Origin of the sequence: Tistrella mobilis (assembly GCF_041468085.1) — a bacterium.
Taxonomy (GTDB): Bacteria; Pseudomonadota; Alphaproteobacteria; order Tistrellales; family Tistrellaceae; genus Tistrella; species Tistrella mobilis_A.
Map to the genome: position 1 here is coordinate 3151334 of NZ_CP121017.1, position 22085 is coordinate 3173418.

At 74.0% G+C, this 22085-nt stretch carries 4 protein-coding genes; all 4 read left to right on the forward strand.

Features of this window, described 5'->3' with window-relative positions; all coding sequences use genetic code 11:
- Position 1 precedes the first annotated feature (1 nt).
- From P7L68_RS19970 to P7L68_RS19985, 4 genes are read left to right on the forward strand one after another with little or no spacing between them, the layout of a single operon-like run.
- Positions 2-4846: an AMP-binding protein gene (locus P7L68_RS19970; RefSeq protein ID WP_372001025.1), complete on the forward strand. Its 4845-nt coding sequence runs from the start codon at positions 2-4 to the stop codon at positions 4844-4846.
- Complete coding sequence (locus P7L68_RS19975; RefSeq protein WP_372001027.1) at positions 4843-9111, forward strand: beta-ketoacyl synthase N-terminal-like domain-containing protein; 4269 nt, start codon at positions 4843-4845, stop codon at positions 9109-9111. The genes P7L68_RS19970 and P7L68_RS19975 overlap by 4 nt, the downstream gene beginning before the upstream one ends.
- Positions 9108-15542: an amino acid adenylation domain-containing protein gene (locus tag P7L68_RS19980; RefSeq protein ID WP_372001029.1), complete on the forward strand. Its 6435-nt coding sequence runs from the start codon at positions 9108-9110 to the stop codon at positions 15540-15542. Before P7L68_RS19975 ends, P7L68_RS19980 begins: the two co-directional genes overlap by 4 nt.
- Positions 15539-22078 carry an amino acid adenylation domain-containing protein gene (locus P7L68_RS19985; RefSeq protein ID WP_372001031.1) on the forward strand — a complete coding sequence of 2180 codons (6540 nt, stop codon included), beginning with the start codon at positions 15539-15541 and terminating at the stop codon, positions 22076-22078. The genes P7L68_RS19980 and P7L68_RS19985 overlap by 4 nt, the downstream gene beginning before the upstream one ends.
- The last annotated feature ends 7 nt before the right edge of the window (positions 22079-22085 follow it).

A 22085-nucleotide genomic window follows, 5' to 3' on the forward strand; every position in this document is an offset into this window, starting at 1 on the left:
GATGACCCGCGATACCACCGACGCCGCCCTGGCTACCCGGCTCGCAGCGCTCGACCCCGCCCGCCGGGCGCTGCTGGAACGGAGCCTTGCTGCACGCCGGGCGATGCCGCCCGAAGACCTGACGGGGGCCGTGGCACGCATCCTGGCAGGCAGCCCGGCCGCCCGGGCGATGGTCTTCACCCTGCGTGAACTGGGGGTCGGAAACGGCACGGTCGTCGGGGTGAATCTGGTCGAAACGGCTACGCACGGTCCGGAAATAGCCGGAATGGCTATTTCTGCCGGGCTGGCGGCCGGGGCCGATGTGCTGGTGGCGGGCGATGGCGATCGGCGACCGGCGGATATGATCGTCCTGCCCTCGGCGGAGCTGCCCTGGCCCGAGGTGCCGGCCACCACCCCGGCGGTCACCCTTGAACCCATTGGTCGGGTGCTGATCGATGGGCCGCAGGGATACCAGCCGGTCGATCTGGCCGGACGTTTCGCCCGTCTGGCGGAGGTCTTCGCCGGGGCGCGGCGGGTGGCGGTCGAGACCGGGACCGACGACCCGGATGCGCTTGCGGCGCTGATGTTTGCGGCCGCAAGCGGGCTGGGCATGACCGGGATCGATGCGGCCACGCGCCGGCCGCGCGCCATGCTGGCGAAGCTGGCCGCAACCCGGCCGCAGGCGATGGCCATCCGGCCCGGATCGCTGGGCCGGATGATCGAGGCGGCGGCGGGCGGGGTGGACCATCCGGGCCTGGCCGATATCGCAGCAATCGATTTCGGCGGGGCGGCCGTGCCGGCGGCGCTGGTGGCGAAGCTGCCGGGCCGGCGGCTGTTCTGCCACTATGCCGACGGCAGCGGCGCACCGCTGGCCGGCTGGATGATCGATCCGGCACTGGTGACGGGAGAGACCGCACCGGCGGGGCGGCCGCTGGCCAAGGGGCGGATCCGGATCGTGGACGGCAGCGGTGCCGTGGCGCCGGCCGGCATGGTGGGACGGATCGAGACCCGGGCCACCGCAGAGGACGCCACCGCAGAGGAGAGCCGGCACTGGCTGGCCACCGGCGATGCCGGGCGGCGCACACGTGACGGGCTGCTGGAAACCCTGGCCCGGCCGGATGGCCGGCTGCGGCGGGACGGCCGGCTGCTGGATCTGGCCGCGGTGGAAGGCCGCATCGCCCGCCTGCCGGGGGTGGCGGATGCGCATCTGCGCCTGCGCCGCACGGAAGCCGGGCCGGTTCTGGTGGCTGCCCTGGTGCCGGCGGGCACACCGGATCGGGCGCTCGCCGCCGCCGCAGCTCTGCCCGGCTGGTGCCGGCCCGAGGCGATACAGCTGGTGGACCACCTGCCGCTGACGGCCGCGGGCGAGATCGATATGGCGGCGCTGGACCAACTGCCGGTGCCGGACGAGGCCCTGCTGGAGGCGACCGACGCAGCGCTTGCCCCGGCCCCCGCCATCGAGGACCCGGCCCCGGTGGCGCTGGAGCGGCTGGTGGCGCTGCCGCCCGTACCGGACCGGCCTGCCCGGCCGCCCGTGACCCTGATCGCCACCGGCACCCCCCTGCCCGCGCCGCGCTTCCGCACCCTGCCCGAAATCCTGGACCATGCGGCAGACCACGCGGCCGCACGCGGGATCGGCATCATCCGCGACGGCCGTGGCACGGTGGAGCAGATCGACCACGCCGGCTTCCGCGACCGGGTTCGGCTTCTGGCGGGCGGGCTGGCCCGTGCCGGGATCGGCCGGGACGACCGGCTGCTGCTGGTGGTGGCCGATATCGCCGACTATCTGACCGGCTTCTGGGCGGCCCAATGGCTGGGAGCCGTGCCGGTGCCGGTATCGGTCGCGGGCAGCTGGACCACGGAGGACGGCAATGCCGCCAAGCTGCTGCAGACCCGCCGGCTGCTGGGCCATCCGCCGGTGCTGGCCGATCGCGGCCGCGCCGGCCTGATCGCAGACTTCCTGGCCGCCCACGAGAACGACATGTCGGCAGGGCCGGTGCTGGACCCGGCACTGCTGGCGGAAGGTGCCCCGGTCGAGCTGGCGGCGGAGGTCGACCCGGATGCGCCGGCGATCCTGCTGCTGACATCCGGTTCCACCGGCACACCCAAGGCCGTGGTGCAGACCCATCGCACGCTGATCGCCCGAACCACGGCGACCATCGCCCATCGCGGCTATGGCCCCGAAGATCTGTCGTTCAACTGGATGCCGCTGGACCATGTGGGCGCGGTGGTGATGTTCCATCTGCGCGATCTGGCGGCCGGGGCGGGGCAGATCCATGCGCCGATCGATCTGGTGCTGGCCGAGCCGCTGAACTGGCTGCGCTGGATGAGCCGCGACCGGGTGACGGTGAGCTGGGCGCCGAATTTCGCCTTCGGCCTGATCGTGGCCGAGGCCGCACGGCCGGGGGCGCTGGAGGGCATCGACCTGTCGGCCCTGCGCATCCTGATCAATGCCGGCGAGGCGATCGTGCCGCGCACCGCCCGGCGCTTCATCGCAGCCCTGGCCCCGTACGGGCTGGGCCCCGCGGTGATGAAGCCCGAATGGGGCATGTCCGAGACCTGCTCTGCGGTGATCTGTTCCGACGGCTTCACCCTGGAGGGGACCGGGGATGACGACATGGCCGCCGATCTGGGCGGCCCCGTGCCCGGCACCGCCTTCCGGATTTTCGAGGGCCACGGCACACCGCCGGTGGGGCGCCTGCAGATCAAGGGCCCGACGGTGACCCCGGGCTATCTGGAAAACCCCGAGGCCAATGCCGAGGCCTTCACCGCAGACGGCTGGTTCGACACCGGCGATCTGGGCACGATGACCGACGGCCGGCTGAAGATCACCGGCCGGGCCAAGGACGCGATCATCGTGAACGGCCGCAACCTGCACGCCCACGAGATCGAGGCGGTGGCGGAAGAGGTGCCGGGCGTGGCGGTATCGTGGACCACCGCCTTCGCCAACCGCCCGGCCGGGGCCGATACCGACCGGCTGGTGGTGACCTGGGTGCCGGAAGACGGGGCCGATCGCGAGACCGTGGCCGGCACCATCCGCGCCCGCATCGCCCGCCGCCTGGGGGTGACCCCGGCGGCAGTGGTGGCGGTGCGGCGCGAGGACGTGCCCAAGACGGCGATCGGCAAGATCCAGCGCGCGCGCATCCGCGCCGATTACGAGGCCGGCCGCTTCGGCGGGCTGGTGGCGGCCCCCGCCGACAGCGCGCCCGATCAGGGCCCCGTGGACCTGCCGCTCTCGCGGCCGGTCTGGCGCCCCGCCGCCCTGCGCCGGCGCGATCCCGCGACGCCGGCCGTGATCCACCGGGCAGAGGGCACTGACGCCGTGGCGATGATCGCCGGCCTTCGCGACCGGCTGGCACCGCTGCTGGCGGACGGCGGCGGAAGGCTGCGGCTGGTGCTGGGAATACGCGGGCTGGAGGCGATCGACCCCGGCGACCCGGTGCCCGATCCGGCAGCGGCGGCACTTGCCGCCTGGGCGGCAAGCCTGGCGCAGGAGACCGGCCGGCTGGAGCTGCGGGTGGTGGATCTGGACCCGGGCAGCGATGGCGCAGCCGCAGAGGCGGTGCTGGCCGAAGAGGCCGGCCATGCCGATCCCGAGCCGGTGGTGGCCCGGCGCGGCAGCCGCCGGCTGGCCCGCCGGCTGGAAGCGCTGGAGATGGAGCTGCCCGCCCCCCGGACGCTGCCGATCACGGCAGGCGGCATCTGGCTGCTGGCCGGTGGCACCGGCGGGCTGGGGGTGGAGCTGGCCGACTTGCTGGGCCGGCGCTTCGGGGCGCGGCTGCTGCTGGTTTCGCGCGGCGAGGCCGCGGCAGACCCGATGAAAGCGGCGCGGCTGGCCCGGCTGAGCGCAGCCGGGGTGGAGCATCTGGCCATGGCCGCGGATGTCACCGACCGCGGGGCGCTGGAGGCCGCCATTCGTGCGGCCTGCGAACATTGGAACGCACCCCTGGCCGGAATCGTGCAGATGGCGACCGATGGGGCGCTGGACGCACAATGGGCGGAGATGGCCGATCGCGGCGGGCTTGCCGACAGCGACGCGGCACTGGCCGCGACGATCGGCCCCAAACTGGAGGGCACCCGCCACCTGGTCGCCATTGCCCGTGCCCATGGCGACCTGCCGCTGATCGGCTTCGGCACGGTGAACGCCCTGTTCGGCGCCCCGACGCTGGGGGCCTATGCGGCCGCCAATGCCGCCATGGCGGCGGTGCTGGCCGGCGAACGCAGCCGCCGCCAGGCCGCGGGCACGGCCGGGGAGACGGCAGGAAGCGGGACGGTGACGACCATCGACTGGTCGATGTGGGATGGGCTGGGCCTGGCCCAGGGTGCGCCGGAACCGGCCCGCGCCCGGACCCGGGCGCTGGGCTACAGGATCATCGGCCGCAGCCAGGGCCTGCGGGCACTGCTGGCGGCGCTGGCGCTGGACCGGCCGCGGGTGGTGGCGGGGGTGGATACCGCCGGCCATCCGGTGATGCGGCGGCCGAGAGCGGCCGCGGCCCGGCCCCTGCTGGTGCCGGTGACCCGGGGAAGCATCACCGGCGCCACCGACCGTTTCGGCCGCCGGATGACGATCGGTACGGGAACGGCGGCCCCATCCGGGCCGGGCCTGGTCGCCGATCCGCCGCGCGGCCCGGTCGAAACCCGGATCGCCGCGCTCTGGTGCGACCTGCTGGAACGGCCGGCGATCGGCCGGCACGAGAACTTTTTCGAGATCGGCGGCCATTCGCTGCTGCTGGCCCGGCTGCGCGCCCGGCTGGTGCCGCTTGCCGGCCGCGAGATCGGCATCGTGGAACTGTTCCGCCACCCCACCATCCGCGACCTGGCCCGCCTGGTTGCCGCAGACACCGCCGAGATCGAGGCTGGGGAATGACCGTCGACACCGCCGCCGGGCCTGAGAGCCGCACCACCCGGACCATGTCCCCCGTCCACAGCGTTCCGGTTGCGGTGGTGGGCCTTGCCTGCCGCGCGATCGGCGTGGATGGCCCGGAAGCCCTGCGCCGGGTGCTGCTGGAGGGGCGCGACGTGCTGGCGCGCCATGATGCCGCCGGCGCCGGGGCGCTGGGTGTGCCCGCCGCCCTGGCACGGGATCCGCGCTATGTCGGCACCGCGGCAATGCTGCCCGGACAGGAGAGATTCGATCACGCGCTGTTCGGCCTGTCGCTGCGCGAGGCGGAATTGCTGGACCCGCAACACCGGCTGTTTCTGGAACTCTGCCGCGAGGCGCTGGAAGATGCCGCCTGGCTTGCCCCCGCGGCCGGGCGCCGGGTGGGGGTGTTCGGCGGCTGCGGCAGCCCGATCTATCTGATGACCCGGCTGGCCGGCGCCGGTGCGGCGCTGGAGGCGGCGGGCGCGACGGCGCTGAGCTTCGCCGCCAAGCCGGATTTCCTGTCGCTGCGCGTCGCCTATCGGCTGGATCTGCGCGGGCCGGCGATGACCGTGCAGACCGGTTGTTCGACGGGCATGAGCGTGGTGCAGGCCGCCATGGCCGCACTGGCGGCCGGCGAATGCGAAGCCGCGCTGGCCGGCGCCGCCTGCCTGACCCGGCTGGACCCGGCCGGCTATCTTTACCATCCGGGCGCGATCGAAAGCCCCACCGGCCGCTGCCGGCCCTTCGACGCCGCAGCCGACGGCACGGTCGGCGGCAGCGGCGGCGCGGTGGTGCTGCTGAAGCGGCTGGCCGATGCCGAACGCGACGGCGACCATATCCATGCCGTGATCCGGGCGGTGGCGATCACCAATGACGGCGGTGCCAAGATCGGCTTCACCGCGCCGGGCGAAGAGGCGCAGGCCGAGGCCGTGGCGCGCGCATTTCGTGTCTCTGGAATTAATCCAGATACGATTGGTTGTGTGGAAGCCCATGGCACCGCCACGGCGCTGGGCGACCCGATCGAGCTGGCGGCGCTGACCCGCGGCTTCAGGGCCGCCGGCGGCACGCGCCTGGCCCATGCGGCGCTGGGATCGGTGAAGGGCAATCTTGGCCATGCCGATGCGGCGGCCGGCATGCTGTCGATCGCCAAGGCGGTGCTGTCGGTGGCCCATGGCGAGATCTACCCCACCGCCAACACCACCACCCCCAATCCGGAACTGCGGCTGGCCGAAACCCCCTTCCGCCTGCCGACCGCCCCTGAAGCCTGGCCCGCCGCCTGCCATCCGCGGCGGATGGCGGTGAACTGCTATGGCATGGGCGGCACCAATCTGCACGCCATTCTGGAACAGGCGCCGGCCGGCAGCCCGCGCGCGGCAGAGCCCGCGGGCCCGCTGGTCTTCGTGCTGTCGGCCGCAGACGAGGAAATGCTGGAGGCACTGGCCGCCCGCATGGCCGCGGCCTTCACGGCCGGGGCGGCACCGGCTGCCGTGGATGTCGCCTTTTCGCTGGCCACCGGCCGGCCGGCCCTGGCGGCACGGCGGGCGGTGGTGGCGCAGGATCTGGCCCAGGCGGCGCGGCTGCTGACGCAGCCCGGCCCGGCCCTGCCGGTGCTGCGCGACCGGCCGGTTGTGATCGACCGCGCCGATGCCGCCTGGGCGGCGCTGCTGCCCGATCTGACCGACAGCCCCGATGCCCGCGGGCTGGTCGACGGGGTGGCGCCGGCGCGGCTGGTATCCGGCCCGGCCGATGGTACCGATCCGCTGATGGCCGATCCGCTGATGGCCGATCCGCTGATGGTAGATGGCCGCGACCGGCTGCAGGCGCTGGCGCGGCTCTGGTGCCTGGGGGTCAGGATCGACTGGGCGGCGGTGTTTCAGGGCAGCCATCCCCGGCGGGTGCCGCTGCCGGTGATGCCCTATCGCCCGACCCGCTGCTGGATCGACCTCGCACCGGCGGAGCCCGTGACCGCTGCGACCGTGGCGCCGGCCGCCGTGATGCCCGCTTTCGTCGAGGCCCCGCTTGCCGCCGGGACAGCGATGCCCGCAACCATCGTCACCGGATGTGCCGCGCCGGTGACCGGTCTTGGAACCACCCTGCCCCTGGCCGAAGCCGATGCGGTGACCGGGCGGGTGCTGCTGGTGCTGCCCGGGGCGCTGGGCCTGGCCGGACGCCGGCCGGCGGACCCTGAAGAGCTGCGCCAGGCCAGCGCCTTGCGCGCCCGGCCCGGCGTGGATCTGACCATCATCGACACGGCCCCGGCCGTGGATCTGCCGCCCGCCACCGCATCCGCCCTGGCGGCGCGCATCCGCGCCGAGGCGGCGGGCGACGCCCCGGCGGTGGCCTTCGACGGCGCCCGCCGGCTGGTGCTGGTGGCCGAAGCGGTGGCCGCCGAGGATGCGGCGCCGCTGCCGGATGACGGCCGGCCGGCGCCGGAGACCGCGGGTCCGGATCTGGCCCACCCCGCAGCTTCGGCCGCAGCGGCCCGGCTTGCCGCCCTGCCGGTGGAACCGGCGCGCGGCCCGGCGCTGGATGCGGCCCTGGACCGGCTGTGCGCCGCGCACAGTGTTGCCATGATGCGCAGAAGCGGGGTCGACATGGCACCCGGCGCCGGGATCACCCGTGCCGAACTGGACCGGCGGATCGGGCTGGTGCGGGGCCAGGGCCAGGGACAGGGCCAGGGATGGAGCCAGGGCCAGGGATGGGGCCGGATGCTGGATGCCGCCCTGGCCGATCTGGCGGCCGACGGGCTGCTGACCATCGCCGGCGACCGGCTGATCTGGGGGCCGGCGGTGGCCGATCTGCCGGCGCCGGATGCGGCGGCGGACCGGGTGCGGGCGATCGACCCCGATCATGCCGGGCTGGTGGCGCTGATCGATCATTGCATGGCGGCCCATGGCGAGGTCTTCGCCGGCCGGCGCCCGGCCACCACGGTGATCGCGGGGCGCGAGGCCGGGCGGCTGTTTACCGGCGCCGGCCCGGCGATCGAGCGCCATTCCAGCCGCGCGCGGGTGCTGGATGCCGCAGCCGATGCGGTGGTGGCGGCGGTGGATGCCGCAGCCGCCGCCGGGCGGACGGCCCGGATCGTGGAGGTGGGCGGCGGCACGGGGGCCTTCACCGGCCCGGTGCTGGACCGGCTGGCCGGCCGGACGGTCGACTATCTGTTCACCGATGTGTCGGGCGAGTTCGTGGCGCGGGCGCGGGCGACGCTGGCCGCACGCGGGCTGACCGGGGTGCGGGTGGCACGCTTCGATGTGTCACGCGACCCCGCGGATCAGGGGCTGGAGGTGGGCGGCGCCGATCTGGTGCTGGCGCTGGACGTGATCCACGCCACCGCCGATCTTCGTGTCTCTCTCGACAATGTCGCGCGGCTGCTGCGGCCGGGCGGGCTGCTGCTGCTGGCCGAACTGGTCGTCGCCCGGCGCTGGGTGAACGCGATCTGGGGCCTCGCCACCGGCTGGTGGGTGATGACGGATGACCGCACCACCTCTCCGCTGATCGACCCTGCCGCCTGGCGGCGGGTGCTGGAAGGCGCGGGTTTCGCGACCGAGGCGGTGCTGCCCGATACCGACGGCGCCGATACCCGCCTGTTCATCGCCCGCAACACCCGCACCGGCCCGGCCGCGCTGGCCCTGCACGAGGGAGCGCTGCCCGCCGCGCTGCCGCAGGCCAGGCGGCATGTGCTGATCCGGCCCGCAGCGGCGGGTGACCTGGTCGCCGCCGCCCTGGCCGGGGCCGAGGCGCGGGCGCTGGAATGGGCGACCGGCGCGGAAGCGGTGGCCTGGACCGGCGAGGGCCGGCCGGATGCCCGGCAGCGCCACCTGTTGCAGCGGACAGGGGCCGCGGTGCTGATGCCGGCCGGTGACGCCGCCGCCCCTGCCGCCGCACCGGTCGACGGCGATGCCGCCTTCGCCCTGGTCGCGGGGCTGTGGCACGACCTGCTGGGGGTGACGCCCGAGGATGCGGCCGCCGATTTCTACGCCGCCGGCGGCGACAGCCTGATCGCCACCCGCATGCTGGCGCTGCTGGCCGAACGCCACGGGCTGGACCTGCCGGCCACGGCCCTGTTCGCGGCGACCACGGCAGGCGAGATGGCCGGGCTGATCCGCGCCGCGGCACCGGCGGCAGACGCGGCCGCGATCGATGCCGGCGCCGACGCCGACCTGCTGGACCTGCTGGCCGATATCGAGAACATGTCGGATGAAGAGATCGCCGCCGCCATGGCACGGCTGGAGGGACAGGAACAGGACGGGCGGGAGGTGGCGGAATGACCGGGGATCTGTCGGCCCGGCTGGACCGGCTGAGCCCGGCGCAACGTGCGCTGTTCGAACGTATGCGCAGCATGCGTCCGGAACCTGCCGCTGCGCCTGAAACGGCGCCCGAAGCGGCGCCGCTGTCTTTCGCGCAGGCACGGCTGTGGTTCCTGGACCGGCTGCAACCGGAGAGCCCGGCCTATAACATCGCCTCTGCGGTGGAGATCCGCGGAGAGATCGACCTGGCGGCGCTGGATGCGGCGCTTCAGCAGGTGATCGCCCGCCATGGCGTGCTGCGGACGCGGTATGAGGAGGGGGCGGAGGGGCCACGGCAGATCCTGGATCCGGTGCCGGCCGGCCCGGTGCTGGGGCTGGCCGATGCCCCGGATCTGGCGGCGGCAGAGGCCCTGGCGGCAGCCGAAGCGCGGCGGCCCTTCGATCTGGCCACGGGGCCGGTCTTCCGGCTGCTGCTGATCCGGATCGCCCCGGCGCATCAGGTTCTGGCGGTCACCGTACACCATATCGCCGCCGATGCCTGGTCGCTGGGCATTCTGTTCGACGAGCTGATGACGCTTTATCAGGCGCGGCTGGACGGCGTGCCGGCCGCCCTGCCGGCGCTGACCACCAGCTATGCCGCCTATGCCGCGGAACAGCGCGCGGCGCTGGATGCCGCGACCGAGGCCCGGCTGCTGGACTGGTGGCGCCATCGGCTGGACGGGCTGCCGGTGCTGGACTGGCCGGCGGGACCGCCACGGCCGCCGGTGCAGCGCTTCGAGGGGGCGGCCCGGCGTTTCGACGTGCCGGCGGCGCTGACCCGGGCGATCGAGGCGCTGGGCCGGCGTCACGGCGCCTCTACCTTTCAGACCCTGATGGCGGCGGCGCAGGTTCTGGTTCATCACGAGACCGGCCAGCGCGATTTCGCCCTGGGCGCGCCGGTCGCCAACCGCCGGCGCCGCGAGCACGAGGCGCTGATCGGCTTTTTCGTCAACACCCTGCCCTTCCGGGCCAGGTTCGACGACGACCCGGCCTTCACCACCTGGCTGGAACGGCTGCGCGACGATGCGCACGCGGTGCTGGCGCATCAGGATCTGCCCTTCGAAAAGCTGGTCGAGGCGCTGGAAGAGACCCGCGACCCCAGCCGCAACCCGCTGGTGCAGGTGGTGCTGGCCTTCCAGAACGCGCCGGTCGGCAGCGGGGCGGCCCCCGGCGGGCTGGGTCTGCGCGGGCTGGAAACCGATCAGGGCATCGCCCGCTTCGATCTTGAAATCCACCTGACCCCGACGGCGGGCAGCGGGCTGGCCGGCATGATCCTGTACGACACCGCGCTGTTCGATGCGGCGCGGGTCGACCGGGTGGCGCGGCGTTTCGTGCGGCTGCTGGAGATGGTGACGGCAGATCCCGGGCGGCGCATCGGCGATCTTGTGCCGCTGCTGGACGAAGACCTGGCGGCGATCGCAGCGGCCGCCCCCACGGTGCCGCGGCCGGCGGAGCTGGTACCGGCACGGCTGGCGCGCATGGTGGTGGAGCGGGCGGCGGCGCCGGCGGTCGAGGATGCGGGCGGCATGATCGACTATGCCGGGCTGGATGCGGCCGCGGCCCGGCTGATGCGGGCGCTGGCGGATCTGGGCATCGGCCGGGGCGATGTGGTGGCGGTGATCCTGGCCCCGGGGCGGGAGGCCGCCGCGGCCGCGACGGGCATCTGGGCCATGGGGGCCGCCTATCTGCCGCTGGACCCGCGCCACCCGCCGGCCCGGCTGGCGACACTGATCCGCCGCGCCGGCGTGCGGGCGGTGGTGGCGCCGGCCCTGCCCGAGGGGGTGGAACTGCCGCGGCTGGAGGTTGGTTTCGGCCCGGATCATGGCGGTTTCGGCGGCGGTCATTTCGGCGATGGCGGGGCGGCGGCGCGGGCGGCCCGGATCAATACGGCGGAGGATGCCGCCTATCTGATCTTCACTTCCGGCTCGACCGGCGAGCCCAAGGGGGTTGTGGTGCCGCATGGCGCGCTGGCCGGGCTGGTCGACTGGCATCTGGATGCCTTCGGCACGGGGCCGGCCACCCGGGCGAGCCTGGTGGCCGGCCCCGGTTTCGATGCCGCGGTCTGGGAGATCTGGCCCGTGCTGGCCGCGGGCGGCACCGCGGTTGCGGCCGACCCCGCCATTTTGGCCGATCCGGCGGCGCTGGCCGGGTGGCTGGTCGACCGGCGGATCAGCCAGGCCTTCATGCCGACCCCGCTGGTCGGTGGGCTGCTGGGCCGGGTCTGGCCGGCAGAGACCGCGCTGCGGCTGGTGCTGGCGGGGGGTGAGCGGCTGAGCCTGCGGCCGCCCCAGGGCCTGCCCTTCCGGCTGGTCAACAATTACGGGCCGACCGAGGCGGCGGTGGTTGCGACATCGGGCACCGTATCTCCGGGCGCGGCGGGTATGGGGCTGCCCGATATCGGCGGGGCGATCACCGGCGCGCAGCTGCATGTGCTGAATGCGGCCGGCCGGCCGGTGGGCATCGGCATGCCGGGCGAACTGCATGTCGGCGGGCGCGGGCTGGCCCAGGGCTATGCCGGCGATCCGGTGCGCACGGCGCTGGCCTTCCGGCCCGACGCCACGGGCGATGGCGCGCGGCTTTATGCGACCGGCGATCTGGTGGCGCTGCGGGCCGATGGCCGGCTGGACTTCCTGGGCCGGGCCGACGACCAGGTGAAACTGCGCGGCCACCGGATCGAGCCGGGAGAGATTGCGGCCGCGATCCGGGCCCTGGACGGGGTGCGCGAGGCGGCGGTGGTGCTGCGCGAGGACGGCGCGGAGCCCCGGCTCTGCGCCTATGTCGTGGGATCGGCCGCGCCGGCACGGCTGGCCCGCCGGCTGCGCGAGCGGCTGCCCGGCTATATGGTGCCGGCGGATTGGGTGCAGCTGGACCGGCTGCCGCTGACCACCTCGGGCAAGCTGGACCGGCGGGCGCTGCCGGCACCGGAGGTGACGGCGGCGACCGGGGCCGCGGCGGAAACCGCGGCCGAGCGGCTGATCGCCGGCATCTGGGCCGAGGTTCTGGGCCGGAAGCTGCCGCCCGGCCGCGACGACGATTTTTTCGCCCTGGGCGGCCATTCCCTGGCGGCGGCCCGGGTGGCGGCGCGGTTGCAGGCGGCCGGGCGGCCGCTGCCGCTGGCGACGCTGTTCCGCGCCACCACACTGGCGGCGCTGGCGGCGGAGCTGGAGGCCGAGCCCGCAGCGGGCGATGCGGACGGCATCGATCTGCCGGCATTCGAACCGGTGCTCGACGGCGAGGTGCCGCTCAGCCCCGGCCAGGCGCGCTGGTGGTTCCTGGACCGGCTGGGCGCCGACCCGGCAGCTGCGGTGATCTCGGCCACGCTGGATCTGGCGGGGCCGCTGGATGCCGGCCGGCTGGCGTCGGCCTTCGGGCAGATCGTCGCCCGGCATCTGCCGCTCAGGACCGCAATCATCGCGGTGGACGAGCAGCCGCGGGCCGTGCCGCAGCCGGTGCCCATGCCCTGGCCGCTGCCGGTGCTGCCGGTGGCGGACGAGGCTGGGGCGGACCGGCTGGCGCGGGAGCTGGCGGCCCGGCCCTTCGATCTGGCGTCGGGGCCGTTTCTGCGCACGCATTTGTTGCAATTTGGCCCTGAGAGACATCTTTTGATTGTGGTTCTGCACCATGTCGCCGCCGATGGCTGGTCGATGGGGGTGCTGATCCGCGAGCTGGAGGATCTCTATGCCGGGCGGGTGCCGGCGCCGCTGGTGGTGGCCTATCCCGAAACCGCACGGCGCGGCGCGGCGCTGACCGGGCGGGATCTCGCCTTCTGGCGCGACCGGCTGGCGGAGCTGCCGCCGCCGCAGGCGGTGCCCGGGCGGCCGGAGACGGAGGCCGCGGCCGGGCCCGACACCGCCGATCCGGTGGTGGTGGCGGCCCTGCCCGAGGCCGCGACCCGCGGGCTGGAAGCGCTGGCGCGCCGGGCCGGGGTGACGCCGTTCATGCTGCTGCTGACGGCCGCCCAGATCCTGTTCGCGCGGCTGTGGGGCACGCGGGATTTCGCGCTGGGCACGCCGGTCGCCAACCGGCCGGATCCGGCCTCGGAAGCGCTGATCGGGTTTCTGGTCAACACCGTGGTGCTGCGCAGTTCGCTGACGCAGGCAGACGACCGCCTGGACCGGCTGCTGGCGCAGGTGAAGGCCGATACGGTGGCGGCGCTGGCCCATCAGGCCCTGCCCTTCGACCGGCTGGTCGAGGCGCTGGATATCGCGCGCAGCGGCACCGACAACCCGCTGTTCCGGGTGCTGGTCGCCTGGCAGCCGGGGGATCTGGCAGTACCCGATCTGGCGGGGCTGACGGTGACGCCGCGGCCCTCCCCTTTGATCGGCACGCGGCTGGATCTGGAAATCCACGGCCAGGCCGGGCCGGGCGGCTGGCATCTGGCGCTGACCTATGCGCCCCCGCGGCTGTCGCGGGCGGATGCAACCGCCATCGGCGCGCGGCTGGTGCGGGTGCTGACGGCGATGGCGGCAGAGCCGGAGCAACGCTGGACCGCGCTGCCGGTTCTGGGCGCCGACGAGACGGCCAGGATCGATGCGGCGGCACGCGGGCGCGCGATCGCCCATCCGCGGGTGCTGGACGAGATCCTGGCCCGGGCGGCGGAAGACCCCGCCGCAGCGGCGCTGATCGACGGCCGGGGCAGCATCGACCGCCGCGGCCTGATCGGGCGGGCGGCGGCGCTGGCGCAACTGCTTTGCCAGATGCGGGGCCAGTCCGTCGGGTTGATGCTCGGGCGCGGTCAGGCGCATGGGGTGGGGTTGCTGGGGGTGTGGCTGGCCGGGGCGGCGGCGATGCCGCTGGATCCCGACCTGCCGGATGCGCGGCTGAAGACGATGATCGATATCGGCCGGCCGGCGGCGATCATCGCCGATCCGGCGCAGCTGGCGCGGCTTCGGGCGCTGACCGATCTGCCGGTGATGGCGCTGCCCGAGGGCGAGGCAAAGCCTGCGCCGGTGACGGCCATGCCCGACGATCCCGCCTATCTGCTGTTCACCTCGGGCTCCACCGGCACGCCCAAAGGGGTGATGGTGGCCTGGCGGACGCTGGACCAGCTGACCGGCTGGCATCGGGCGCGGCATCCCGTGCCGGCGCCGACGCTGGGTTTCGCGCCTCTGGGCTTCGATGTCTCGATGCAGGAGGCGGCTCTGGCCTGGGCCGAAGGCAGCCCGCTGGTCGTCGCCGACGAAACGGTCCGGCGCGACCCGGCGGCGCTGACCGCCTTCATCCGCGCGCATCAGGTCGCCCGGCTGTTCCTGCCGGTGGTGATGCTGCATGCGCTGGCCGATCATCTGGCGGCCCATCCCGACCGGATCCCGACCTCGGTTGCGCTGATCGTGACGGCGGGGGAACAGCTGCGCATCACCGGCCCGGTGCGCGACTGGTGCCGGCAGAGCCGGTTCGCCATCGACAACCAGTACGGGCCGACCGAAACCCATGTCGTGGCGGCAGAGCTGCTGCCGGCCGACGCCGTCGACGACTGGCCCGACCGGCCGGCGATCGGGCGGCCGGTGGATGGCGCGGTGCTGTTCGTGACCGACCCGGAAGGCCGGGTTCTGCCCGACGAGGTGGCGGGAGAACTGCTGATCGGCGGCATGGCGCCGGCGATCGGCTATGCCGGCGACCCGGTGCGCACCGCCGAGCGCTTCGTGACCGGCCCCGACGGCAGCCTGGTCTATCGCACCGGCGACCGGGTGATTCGCGGCCGCGACGGACGGTTGACCTATCTGGGCCGGGCCGACGACCAGGTGAAGATCCGCGGCTTCCGGGTGGAGCCCGGCGAGATCGAGGCGGCGCTGGGGGCCCATGACGAGGTCGCCCAGGTGCTGGTGGCGGTGCGCGGGATTGCCGGCGCCGCGACGCTGGTCGCCCATGTCGAGCCAAGGGTGATGCCGGCCGACGAGGCCGGTTTCGCGGGCCGGCTGGCGGCCTGGCTGCGGGGCCGGCTGCCGGCGCCGATGGTGCCGGCGCGCTGGGTGATCACCCCGGCCCTGCCCCGATCGGCCAATGGCAAGCTGGATCGCAAGGCCCTGCCGCCGGTGGACGGGATCACCCCGGGCCAGACCGTGGGTGCGGCACCGGCGACGGAAACCGAGACGGCGCTGGCCGGGATCTGGACCGCGATCCTGGGGGTGGAGACGGTGGCGCGCGGCGACGACTTCTTCGCCCTGGGCGGCCATTCGCTGCGCGCGACCCAGCTGGTCGCCCGCATCGAGCGGGATCTGGGCCTGGCGATCCGTCTGGCGACGGTGTTCGAACACCCCACGCTCCAGGGCCTGGCCGCAGCGGTGGACGAGGCGCGGACCGACGCGCTTGCCGATGACCTGTCCCTTCTGGACGAAGACGAGCTTGCCGCCCTTCTGGGCGGTAACGACCTGGACGCCCTTGCGGGCGACGACGATCCGGAGACCGCCGCATGACCGACGCCCCCCGCCCCTCGGCCGAGGCGCTGCGCGCGAAACTGAAGACGCTCTCGCCCGAACAGCGCGCAGCGCTGGAACGCAAGCTGGCAGCGGCCAGGACGGGGGCTGCTCCCACCGGCATGGCCACTGCGGGCACAGCGATCCCGCGCATCCCGCGCGACCCGCCGCCCGCGGCATCCTTCGCGCAGGAGAGGCTGTGGTTCATCGACCGGCTGGCGCCGGGCACGGCGGCCTATAACATGCCGGCCGTGCTGCGGCTGGCCGGGGCGCTGGACCATCAGGCCCTGGAAACCGCCATCGGGCGGATCGTGGCCCGGCACGAGGCGCTGCGCACCGCCCTGGTCGAACGGGATGGCCGGCCGGTGCAGATGATCGCCCCGGCGCCGGCCGCCTGGCCGATCGCGGTCGAGGATCTGAGCGGCTGCCCGGCCGAGACGGTCACCGCACGGGTTGCCGCCGAGGCCGAGACACCCTTCGATCTGGCCCGGCCGTTCAAGCTGCGCAGCCGGCTGCTGCGGCTGGGCGCCGACGACCATCTGCTGCTGATCACCCTGCATCATGTGGCCTCGGACGGCTGGTCGCTGGGGGTGCTGACCGCCGAGATCGGCGCGCATTACGCCGCCGCGCGCGACGGCCGCGACACGGATCTGCCGCCGCTTGCCTGCCAGTATGCCGATTTCGCCGCCTGGCAGCGCGGCCGGCTGAGCGGGGCGGCGCTGACGCGCGAGATCGACCACTGGCGCCGCACGCTCGACGGTTTCGTGCCGGGCGAGTTCCCGACCGACCGGCCGCGGCCGGCCGAGCAGTGCTTCGAGGGCGCGGTGGTCAGCCGCCGGCTGCCGGCGGCGCTGGCGGCGAAGGTCGATGCCGCAGCGCGGCGGCACAAGGCGACGCCCTTCATCATTCTGCTCGCCGCCTTCAACGCCCTGCTCGCCCGCTGGTCGGGGGAGATGGATGTGTCGGTCGGCATCCCGGTCGCCAACCGTACCCATCCCGATCTGGAAGCGCTGATCGGCTTCTTCGTGAATGCGCTGGTGGTGCGGGTGCCGCTGGGCGGCGACCCCGCGATGGACGAGATCATCACCCGCAGCCGGGCGGCGGCCACCACCGCCTATGACCATCAGGACCTGCCCTTCGAACGGCTGGTGGCGGAGCTGGCGCCCGAGCGCGACCCGTCGCGGCCGCCGCTGTTCCGGATCGCCTTTGCGGTGCAGAACGCGCCCCAGGGCGGCATCACCCTCGCCGGGCTGGAGCTGCGCCCCTTCACGGCCGAAATCACCCGCACCCGGATGGAAATGGAGTGGCATGTCTTCGAACGCCGCGACCAGACCGGCGCCGCGGCGGGGCTGGATCTGGTCGTCGCCCATGCGACCGCATTGTTCGACCGGGCGACCGTCGACCGGCTGATCGACGGCTTCACGGTGCTGCTGGAGGCAGGGCTCGACCGCCCGGAGACGCGGCTTTCCGCCCTGCCGGTGATGACGGCGGCCATGGAAGCGGCGGTGATGACCGCGGGCCGCGGGCAGGCCCCCGAGGCCATCCCCGCCCCCGATCTGGGCCGGGTGCTGGCCGGGCGGCTCGCGACCGACCGGGTGGTGCTGGCAGAGGCGGATGGCCCGCGGCTGACCGGCCGCCAGCTGCTGACACGGATGGAGCGGATGGCGGCGGCGCTGGCGGCGCGCGGGCTTGCGCCCGAAACGCCGGTGCTGCTGCTGATGGATCGTGGTATCGACCAGATCACCGCCACGCTCGCGATCTGGCGAGCCGGGCTCTGCCAGATGCCGGTCGATCCGGCCCAGCCGGATGCGCGGCTGGCGGCGATGATCACCGGCGGCGCCCCGGGGCTTGCGATCAGCGATGCCGGGGGGCTGGCGCGGCTTGCCGCCCTTGCCCCCGACCTGCCGCGCTGCCGCACCGCCGACCTCGATGCCGAGCCGCGGCCATTGAAGGCGGTGCATGGCGACCAGCTCGCCTGGATGATCTTCACCTCGGGATCCACCGGCACACCCAAGGCGACGCTGGTAACCCATGGCGGCGCGCTCAACACCGGCTTCGCCCAGGCGCGGATGCTGGGGCTGGGAACGGCCGACCGGGTGGCGCAACTCGCCTCCCCCGGCTTCGATGCCGCCCTCTCGGAACTGCTGATGGCGCTGATCGCCGGGGCCGAACTGATGCCGGTGCCGGCGGCGGTGGCGCGCGACCCGCTGGCGCTGGGCGATTTCCTGGCGGCCGAACGGGTGACGGTGGCGACGCTGACCCCCAGCATGCTGGCGGCGATCGGCCAGGATCTGCCCGATCTGGCGGTGCTGCTGGTTGCGGGCGAGGCCTGCCCGCCCGAACTGGTGCACCGCTTCGCCCCTGGCCGGCAGCTGGTGAACGCCTATGGCCCCACCGAATGCGCGGTCTGCGCGACCATGGCCGTGGGGCTGGTGGCAGAGGCGGGGCCGCCGCCGATCGGCACCGCCATCGACGGCGCGGACTGCCTGATCCTGGACCGGAACGGCCGGCTGGTGCCGGATGGCGTTGCAGGAGAACTCTGCATCGGCGGGCCGGGCGTCGGCCGCGGCTATGCCGGGCGGGCGGACCTCACCGCCGAACGCTTCGTGCCCCACCCGGCGGCGGACCGGCCGGGTGCCCGGCTCTATCGCAGCGGCGACCTGGTCCGCCGCCGTCCGGACGGCGCGCTGGACTATCTGGGCCGGATCGACACCCAGCTGAAACTGGGCGGCAACCGGATCGAACCGGGCGAGATCGAGGCGGTGCTGCGCGCCGACCCGGCCGTGGCCGATGCGGTGGTGGATGTCGTCGAGATGCCCGGCTCCCCCGCCGCAGTCACCCCCGCGGCCCCGGCCGCCGACCAGAGCGACGGGCCGGCGATCGCGCTCCGCCCCGCCGATGCGCTGGCCGATGGCCGGCGGCTGGAACTCTGGCCGTCGATCGCCGAGCATTTCGTCTATGACGAGACGCTCTACCACGCCATGACCCATGACGAGGCCCGCAACGCCCATTACCGGGCGGCGATCCGCGCCGCCGTGCCGGGCAAGGTGGTGGTGGATATCGGCACCGGCGCCGATGCCATTCTGGCCCGGCTCTGCGTCGAGGCGGGGGCCGCGAAGGTCTATGCGGTGGAGCTGCTGAAAGCCTCGGCCGACGCCGCGCGCGCGACCGTGCGGCGGCTGGGGCTCGACGACCGGATCATCGTCGTCCAGGGCGATGCCCGGCGGGTGACCCTGCCCGAACCCGCAGACATCTGCGTGTCGGAAATCATCGGCCCGATCGGCGGCTGCGAAGGCTCTGCCGTCATCCTGAACGATGTCTGGCGGCTGCTGAAGCCCGGGGCGGAGATGATTCCGGCGCGCACGGTGTCGATGGTGGCGGGGCTGGAGCTGCCGGCCGGCTTCCGCGAGGCGCCGGGCTTTTCCGGCCTGACCGCCGGCTATGTCCGGCGGATTTTCGAGGATCGCGGCGGGCCCTTCGACCTCAGGCTCTGCCTGAAGGGCATCGGCCCCGACGATCTGCTGACCGATGCCGCGGTGTTCGAGGATCTGGACCATGCCGGGCCGGTCGCGACCGAAAGCCGGCATCAGGTGGTGCTGACCACCCGCCGCGCCGGCCATCTGTCGGGGCTGACCGTCTGGCTGAAGCTGGAAGCCGCGCGCGGCCGGGTGATGGACACGCTGGGCGAGATCTGCTGCTGGCTGCCGGTTTTCCTGCCGGTCTTCGGCGAGGGCCGGCCCGTGCCCGCGGGCAGCCGCATCGCCATGACCATCACCCGCACGCTGCACGAAAACGGCATCAACCCGGATTTCCGGCTGACCGGCATGATCGAGATGCCCGACGGCACGGGCGAGCCCTTCGACTGGTTCTCGCCCAATCACGGCGCCGGGGCCGGCTTCCGCGCCTCGCCCTTCTATCGCCGGATCTTCCCGGAAACGGCGCCCGCTCCCGCCGCCCCCCTGCCCACCTCCCTGCTGTCTCCCGACACCGGCCGCCGGCTGGTCGCCTGGGTCACGCCGCGCGGCGGGGCCGACCCCGAAGGCGATGCGGCGCTGGCCCGCGACCGCGTGGAGGAATGGCGGGCGCTCTACGAGACCGCCGGGCCGGCGGCGGCAGAGACGCCGGCAGATCTCCGGGCGGACGCCCACCCGGACGACGCCCTCTTCGCCGGCTGGAACAGCAGCTATACCGGCCGGCCGATCCCGGTTCACGAGATGCGCGACTGGCGCGACCGGACGGTGGCGGCGATCCGCCGCGCCATCCCCGCGGGACGCCTGCCGCATATCGCCGAAATCGGCTGCGGCGCCGGGCTGTTGCTGGAACCGCTGGCGCCCGCGGCCGCCTCGATCCTCGGCACCGATTTCTCGGCGGCGACCCTGGCGGGGCTGGAGGCACGGCTGGCCGGACGCGGCTGGCCGCATATCCGGCTGGAACGGCAGGAAGCCGCCGACCCGCTGCCGCTCGACCACCCGGTCGATCTGGTGGTGATGAATTCGGTGGCGCAGTATTTCCCCGCCCCCGCCCATGTAGAGAAGGTGCTGCTGCGGATCGGCGCGGCGCTGGCGGGGGGCGGTGCCGCCTTTCTGGGCGATATCCGCGATCACGGGCTGGCGGAGATCTTCCATGCCTCGGTGCTGGCCTTTCAGTCCGGCGGCGCCCTGCCCGAGCGCGACGACGTGGCCCGGGCGGTGGCGGCGGATGAAGAGCTGATGCTGGATCCGGCCTGGTTCCACGGCCTGATCGGCCGCATTCCCGGCCTCGCCCATGTCGAAACCCTGATCAAGCGCGGCCGGGGCGACAATGAGTTGGTGCGCTATCGCTATGACGTGATGGCGGTGTTCGGCCCGGCCCCCGCCCCGATCCGCCCCGAGCTGACGCTGCCCTGGCCGGGGCCGGAGGCCCTGGCGACGTGGCTCGCCACAGTCGCGGGGCCGGTCGAGGTGACCGACATCCCCGATGCCCGCATCGCCGACGACACCGTCCGGGCGATGCGGCTGGGGCTGGTTTCCACAACTGCCGCGGGTGACGCGGCCGATCCCGACAGCCTGCACGAGCTGGGCCTGCGCCTGGGCCGGGCGGTGCGGCTGGCACCGGCGGCCTCTGGCATCGCGGGCGCAATGGACGCGCTGTTCGATGCGCCGGGGCTGGCCGACGACCCGCTGGCCCGGGGCTGGATGCGCGCGCCCTTGCCGCGGGGCCGGTTGGCGAACGATCCCCGGCTGGCGAACGACCCCCGATTGGCGAACGACCCCTTGGCGCGCCGGCGCAAGGCCGCCCTCGCCGACCGGCTGCGCCGCCGGGCGCGCGAGGTGCTGCCGGCGGCGATGGTGCCGCAGGCGGTGATGGTGCTGGACCGGCTGCCGCTCGGCGCCTCGGGCAAGCTCGATCGGGCACGGCTGCCGCGGCCCGAGACCGGCCATGCCCGCCACCCGGCGCGCGCCCTGCCGGCCGACCGGCTGGAGGCGGCGCTGGTGGCGCTGTGGGAAGAGCTGCTGGGCACCGCGCCGATCGGGGTGACGGATGATTTCTTCGCCCTGGGCGGCCATTCCCTTCTGGGGGTGCGGCTGGTGGCCGAGGTGAAGGCACGGCTGGGCGGCACGGTGCCGCTGGACCTGCTGATGCGCGCGGGCAGCGTGCGGGCCATGGCCGACCATCTGCGTGCGACAGCTGCCGGGGCTGGAGATGCAGCGGCAGATGGCGGCCGCCTGATACCGCTGCGCCGCGCCGGCAGCGGCGCACCGCTGTTCTGCCTGCCGCCGGGTGGCGGCACGGTGTTCTGCTATGGCCCGCTGGTCGACCGGCTGGCCCCCGGCCGCCCGGTCTGGGGCCTGCAGGCCGCAGGCGTCGAGCCGGACGAGGACCCGCATGAAAGCCTGGAGGAGATGGCGGCCGCCTATCTGACCGCGATCCGCCGCATACAACCAGAAGGACCGTATCACCTGATCGGCTGGTCCTTTGGCGGGCATGTCGCCTATCAGATGGCGGCCATGCTGACGGCGGCGGGCGAAGCGGTGGCGCTGCTGGCCCTGCTCGACACCTTCCCGCCCGAACATGTGCCGCGGGTGGATGAACGCTACCGGCGGGAAGAGGCTTATCTGGCCTATCTGGCCGGACTGGCGGGGATCGAAGTCGCAGAAGACGAGCTGGCGCCGCTTGCCTCAACGGCGCGGATCCGCCTGGTGGCGGACCGCGCGGTCGCGGCCGGCGCCCTGCCCGCCCGCGATGCCGAGGGCACGGTGCGCCGCCTGCTGGCCCTGACGCAGATCTCGGGCCGCCTGGCGCGCGAGGCGCAGCTGCCCGCCTATGGCGGCCCGCTCGCCATGCTGCGCGCGGCCGAGGCCCTGACCCCGGCCCTGGAAGACCTGGCCCGCCGCGACCCGGCCTGCGGCTGGGGCCGCCACGCCACCGGCCCCCTTACCGCCGCAACCGTCCCCGGCCGCCACGACACGATGATGACCGCGCCCCATGTCGACCGCCTGGCAACCGTGATTGACCATCTGCTGACGCAGACTGTCACCGAAGCCGCAGCCGGGTAAGATCACA